This window comes from Pseudomonas sp. TJI-51, assembly GCF_000190455.2.
GTDB classification, from domain to species: Bacteria; Pseudomonadota; Gammaproteobacteria; order Pseudomonadales; family Pseudomonadaceae; genus Aquipseudomonas; species Aquipseudomonas juntendi.
In genome coordinates, this window is record NZ_AEWE02000124.1 from 1 (window position 1) to 6,009 (window position 6,009).

Here is a 6,009-nt window from a genome sequence, read left to right on the forward strand (position 1 = left end):
CAACTCGTAGCTCTCCCCAAGGCGGAGAAAGTGGGTACGACGCCGGCAAAAAGGTCAAAGGGCGCAAGCGAAGTCTGGTCGTTGATACCCTTGGCTTGCTCTTGGCAGTGAGTATCAGTGCCGCCAGTGTGCAGGACCGAGACGCGGCGGACGACGCGGTGACATCCTCGATGGGCAAGTACCCATCCGTGAATACTCTGTTCGTTGACAGTGCCTACGCCGGGAAGTGGGCTCAGCGGACGCAAGACATTCATGCTGTTCAGGTTCAGGTCATAAGAGGACCGAATAATCGCCGTACCGGGAAATGGCATTCAGCACAAGGCGAGCTGTTCGCGTCAGCACCAGCACCGAGTGGTTTTGTGGTTATGCCCAAACGCTGGGTAGTGGAACGAACTCACGCCTGGAATGAGCGAGCCAGGCGGCTGATCATGCACCATGATCGTTTACTCGATGTAAGTGCGGCATGGGTATGGCTGGCTGAGGCTCGCATGCTGGCCCGTCGGCTTACTACTTGATTTTGTCTACACCCTCCTAGCGGTGCACGACCGGCTCCTCCAGCCTACTTGTGGGTTCGCGGAACACGTGTAGAGCAGAAGTGATACGGGGCCACCTAGGACGAGATTTTTCGATGCATCCGCAAAGCTACTGCAGATATCTGCAACTCCATGAGTCCCAGCTACCTCCTCAAGAATAGAGCCACTGCACTGACGAACGCCTTACACTCACTTTTTTCGCTAGCTCAGAGGGTCGCTGTGAACTTCACTGATCAAACTTTCGATACGATTCTGAACGCGCTGCACGACGGCGTCTACATCACGGATGGAGCAGGGATTACCGTCAAAGTAAACAGCGCGTACGAACGTCTGACTGGACTCCAGAGCGAGCAGCTCATTGGACGCAGCATGCACGACTTGGTACGCGACGGTGTCGTGTCGCAATCCGCATCTTTACGCGTACTCCAGCAAGGTGCGCCGGTTTCCGTTATGCAGAGCCTCGGTAACGGTAAGAAGCTGTTGGTGAGCGCAACACCTATTTTCCTGGATCGTCGCATCAGCTACGTCGTCAGCGCCGTACGTGACATGACAGAGCTTCTGCGCATGAAGCATGAAAGGGATGAGCTAGCTGGGCTCAAGAAGCTGCGTCAGAGCACTGCGCAGTTGCATGCTGGCGAATATGAAAAAATCACACAGTCTTCGCTGGTTTTTAACCAAGCGCAAACCGGCCCGCTTTTCTCACAGACACGTCGTGTAGCAGGCAGTGACGTGAAGGTGCTGCTATTAGGGGAGACCGGTGTTGGCAAAAGCCTCATCGCTCAGTACATCCACAACTCCAGCGCTCGGGCCAAGGAGCCTTTCATTCCGCTCAACTGCGGCGCAATGCCCGAAAATTTGATCGAGGCAGAATTGTTCGGCTATGCACCAGGGGCGTTTACGGGCGCAGCGGCCAAGGGCAAGCGAGGGCTTCTGGAGTTAGCAAATCATGGAACGTTGTTCCTTGATGAAATTGGCGATCTACCGCTGTCGCTACAGGTCAAACTGCTGAAGGTTATCGAAGAAAATCGATTCATCCCCGTGGGTGGACTTGAATTGCGTGAGGTCGATATTCGAATCATCAGCGCCACCCACCACGACTTGCGAAAGAAAGTCGAGGAAGGGTTGTTCCGTGCCGATCTCTACTATCGACTGAACGTGGTGCCCATTCATATTCCCGCGCTTCGCGAGCGCGCCGCAGAGATCTCAACGCTGTTGGAGCATTACCTCAGGCACTTCAACGAGCGCTATGAGCGCAAAATGTCGTGGGGCTTGGAGACCCTGGATCTGCTCTGTGAGTACGCATGGCCAGGAAATATTCGAGAGTTGATCAACCTGGTCGAGCGTCTGGTAGTGGTCTGCGAAAGTGACACGATTGAGGCGTTGGATCTGCCTGAGGAAATCCTCAACCTCCACAATGATCGCTCAAGTCATGATCGTTTACCGCTACGCAAGGTTGTGGAAAACGCCGAGCGCAGCGCAATCCTTTCAGCCATGCGCGTACACAAAACCACGCGCCTGGCAGCCAAAGCGTTGGGAGTGAGCCAAGCAACCATCGTCCAGAAGATGAAACGCTGGGAGAGTTTTGATTAGGTTTCTGATCGTTAGCCGACTTTGCGATTGAAATACTGATCGCTATTCGTGCCGCAGGCCTGCACGAACGAGACGAAATCCGTCAAGGATGGGTATTTCACGACATTGGCACAGGTTTTGTTATCCATTTGGTACATCTCTAATAAAAAAACGAGGATGAGCCGATGAGCGTTTCTGCCTTTCAAATCGCCAATAAACTCCTGACCGGCGCTAGCGCGGTTGAACAGCTGGACGCTGAGTTGACCCGGCTGAAGGTTGATAACCCATTGATCGTGACCGATGCGATTCTGGTCAAATCGGGCACAGTCGACCTCGCTTTGGTCCACCTGGGTGGCCGCAGCTATGGCCTCTACGACCAAGTGCAGCCAGAGCCTGAAATCAGTTTGGTCGAAGATTGCACCCGCGCCTTTCGCGAGGGTGGCCATGATGGACTGATTGGCCTGGGCGGTGGAAGTGCCATGGACATCGCGAAAGGTGTGGCGGCTTTCGCGAGACACGATGGCCCCTTGGCCGAGTTGTTCGGTGTCGATCAAGTAAGCCGCAAGGGCCCTCCGCTGATCGCGATTCCAACTACGGCAGGCACGGGTTCGGAGGTCACTAACGTGGCGATATTCTCCGACAAGAATGCGCAGCTCAAGAAAGGGATTGTGAGCAACTACCTGTTGCCTGATGTTGCCCTGGTTAGCCCGATCATGACGCGTACTTGCCCACGCAGCGTGACCGCTGCCAGCGGTGTCGATGCGCTTGTGCATGCGATTGAGGCATACATTTCGATCAATCGCTCGCCGATCACCGATGCCATTGCTCTGGGAGCCATCAAGGTTATAGCTCGCGCTTTGCCTAAGGCCTATGCCAATCCCAATGATCTCCTTGCTCGGGAAGACATGGCTACGGCGAGCCTGATGGCCGGCATGGCATTTGGCAACGCAGGTGTTGGGGCAGTGCATGCGCTTGCCTATCCGCTGGGCGGGCGTTTCAACATCGCTCACGGCGTCAGCAACGCTTTGCTGCTGCCTTATGTGATGCGCTGGAACAAGCTTGCTTGTATGGAGCGTCTTCGCGACGTCGCTCAGGCAATGGGCGTGAATATCGCCGGCTTGAGCGATAGCCAGGCTGCAGACGCCAGTGTCGATGCGATGATTGAACTGTGTGCTGCTGTAGACATCCCTGCCGGTCTTCGCGCTTTCAACGTCCCACAGGACGCCCTAGCACCGATGGCCGAGGAAGCCAGTAAGATCGACCGGTTGATGCGCAATAATCCCCGCAAGTTAACGTCTGAAGATATCGAATCAATTTACCAGGCTGCATGGTAACCCGTTGATATATAGGGTGACCAAACACGGAAGCCGAGCCTATGGGATGGATAGACAATTGTGTCTGATACACAATATATCTAATGATTTGCGCAGCAGGAACTGAGCATTTAATTCAAGATCGATTTCATGAATTTGAAATACATTAATTGTTGACACGCAACAATTCATACCTACAATTAATTTAGATATAATCTGCCTGAAATCATAATAATACCTTGAATACCCAAGAAGAACCGTGATAGCTTAGAGGTTGATAGCTATGGAAGAAGTTAAATTATATGCAATGACATGCGGCTGGATTACTATGCCTTATGGTTTCTTCATGGCTGGAGAAACGGGCGATCTGGCAATCCCTGTGCCGTGCTATTTGATCGAACATCCGAAAGGCACTGTTTTGTTTGATACAGGCCTTGAGTTGCCTTTGCAGTCCAAAGATCCGGAAGTGGTGAAAAAATCACTCGGAGTTTTTTCAGATATAACGACAGTTAATTTTGTGCCTGGCGAGGATGTAGCTAAGCGCCTGGAGGCTTTCGGCGTCGACCCGCTGAAGATTAACTTTATAATTAATTCTCACCTACACTTCGATCATTGTGGTGGTAATGCCTGCATCCCTAACGCACGACTGGTTATCCAGAAACGTGAGTGGGAGGCAGCAAAGAATGAGGAAAATATTGAAAAAGAAGTGTATGCTCCTCGACACTATGATCTAGGTCACGAGCGCCTTGAAATTGATGGTGAACACGATCTATTTGGTGATGGTTCGGTTGTACTTATCCCGAGCTTTGGTCACACGCCCGGGCACCAGTCGCTGAAAGTCAAAGTAGATGGCAAAGATGTGATCATCACTGCGGATGCCTGCTACTTGAAGGCTTCCCTTGAAAAGATGACGCTTCCAGATGCAATGGTGGTGAATGACGCTCAAGGAATGCTTGATAACTTTAACTTGTTTAAACAGCTAAAGTCCAAAGGGGCAATGGTACTGTACGGGCATGATCCAGAGCAGTCGAAATTACTGACAGATGGTGCCATTCGCAGAGTCAGGCCAGCAGCGCTGGCCGGTCTGCAACAATAACTGTGAAGTACCAAGCAAGAAGTTTCACACGTTGAAGTGCTTGAGGGTTCAGGCAAATTGAAAAGCTCCCTGTCATGTCGCAGGGGTTCAGAAAATTTTCAGCATAAACAATAATAAGGACTGATATATGAAGCCTGCATTGAAAGTATCGTTACTCTTGGCTGCCGGTATCGCAACCTCCCAGGTTTTTGCAGCCCCTGCTCAAACCGGCTTGCCAGACAGCTGCGCAAAAGATGCGAAAGGAAACTATAGCCAGGAATTTGATATTCCATGCAAAGCGCTGGATAACTTCCTGACGACATTCAACGCTAAGGAAACTCCGAACAAGTCAGCACAGGCCATCTGACCTGTGCTGAAATAGCCCTCTGTCCAACAGCCCTCTACAAGCCCTCCTTCCCATGAGTCAGATGAGCTTTTCCGATTTCGAGTACGCCGGTAAGCGCAAGCAAACCCGTCGCGAGCGTTTCCTGGCCGAGATGGAGCAGGTGGTGCCGTGGAGCGGTTTGGTGGCATTGATCGAGCCGCATTACCCAAAGGCCGGCGGTGGTCGCAAGCCGTACCCACTGGAAACCATGCTGCGTGTTCACCTGCTGCAAAACTGGTTTTCGCTGAGCGATCCGGCCATGGAAGAAGCACTGTACGAAATCACGTCGATGCGCCAGTTTGCTCGCCTGACGCTCAGCGCTCCGATCCCCGAAGACACGACGATCATGAATTTCCGGCACCTGCTGGAGAAGCATCAGCTGGCGGCGGGCATTCTGGAAACCATCAACAATTACCTGCGAGACAAGGGCCTGTCGTTGCGCCAGGGCACCATTGTCGACGCCACCATCATCCACGCGCCCAGTTCGACCAAGAACAAGGAAGGCAAGCGCGATCCTGAAATGCATCAAACGAAGAAGGGCAACCAGTACTATTTCGGCATGAAGGCGCACATCGGCGCGGATGCTGAATCGGGTCTGGTGCATCACGTTCATGGCACCGCCGCGAACGTGGCCGACGTAATGGAAGTTGCACAACTGCTGCATGGCGCAGAGAACGTCGTGTGTGCCGACGCGGGCTACACCGGCGTAGAGAAGCGGCCTGAGCACGACGGGCGGCCAGTGATCTGGCAGATAGCTGCGCGACGCAGCACCTACAAGCACTTGAGCAAACGCAGCGTGCTCTACAAAGCCAAGCGCAAGATCGAAAAGGCCAAGGCGCAAGTGCGTGCAAAGGTGGAGCACCCGTTCCGGGTGATCAAACGCCAGTTCGGCTATGTAAAGACGCGTTTTCGCGGCTTGGCCAAGAACACAGCGCAACTGACCACGCTGTTTGCGCTGTCGAATCTGTGGATGGTGCGCCGGCAATTATTGCCTGCTGCGGGAGAGGTGCGCCCGTGAGGGCAGAAAACCAAGGCTGTGCCTTGGTTATCCAATAATCAGCGGGTGAAAATCGGGCTTTTCGGCATGCCCAAGCCGTCCATTTCCGGCTGATGGGCAACTTGTTCGGAGTTTCC

The 6,009-nt window shown here is 53.2% G+C and carries 6 protein-coding genes; all 6 read left to right on the forward strand.

Features of this window, described 5'->3' with window-relative positions; translation table 11 throughout:
• A partial coding sequence (locus G1E_RS23100) for an IS5/IS1182 family transposase (protein WP_047150138.1) occupies positions 1–515 on the forward strand: 515 nt, incomplete at its 5' end.
• A gap of 237 nt (positions 516–752) precedes the next feature.
• Positions 753–2,123 (forward strand): sigma-54-dependent Fis family transcriptional regulator, encoded by a 1,371-nt coding sequence (locus G1E_RS23105; RefSeq protein WP_033690530.1) that lies wholly within the window; start codon positions 753–755, stop codon positions 2,121–2,123.
• A gap of 164 nt (positions 2,124–2,287) precedes the next feature.
• On the forward strand, positions 2,288–3,436 hold the full coding sequence (locus tag G1E_RS23110; RefSeq protein WP_009683642.1) for an iron-containing alcohol dehydrogenase: 1,149 nt from the start codon (positions 2,288–2,290) through the stop codon (positions 3,434–3,436).
• A 262-nt stretch (positions 3,437–3,698) separates the two neighbouring features.
• Positions 3,699–4,511, forward strand: a complete 813-nt coding sequence (locus G1E_RS23115) for an N-acyl homoserine lactonase family protein (protein WP_016486899.1) — start codon at positions 3,699–3,701, stop codon at positions 4,509–4,511.
• 127 nt (positions 4,512–4,638) lie between these two features.
• Positions 4,639–4,857: a hypothetical protein gene (locus G1E_RS23120; protein WP_009683644.1), complete on the forward strand. Its 219-nt coding sequence runs from the start codon at positions 4,639–4,641 to the stop codon at positions 4,855–4,857.
• Positions 4,858–4,909: 52 nt separating this feature from the next.
• The gene (locus G1E_RS23125) at positions 4,910–5,893 is read left to right on the forward strand and encodes an IS5 family transposase (protein ID WP_081264849.1); all 984 of its coding nucleotides are present in this window, start codon (positions 4,910–4,912) and stop codon (positions 5,891–5,893) included.
• Positions 5,894–6,009 lie beyond the last annotated feature (116 nt).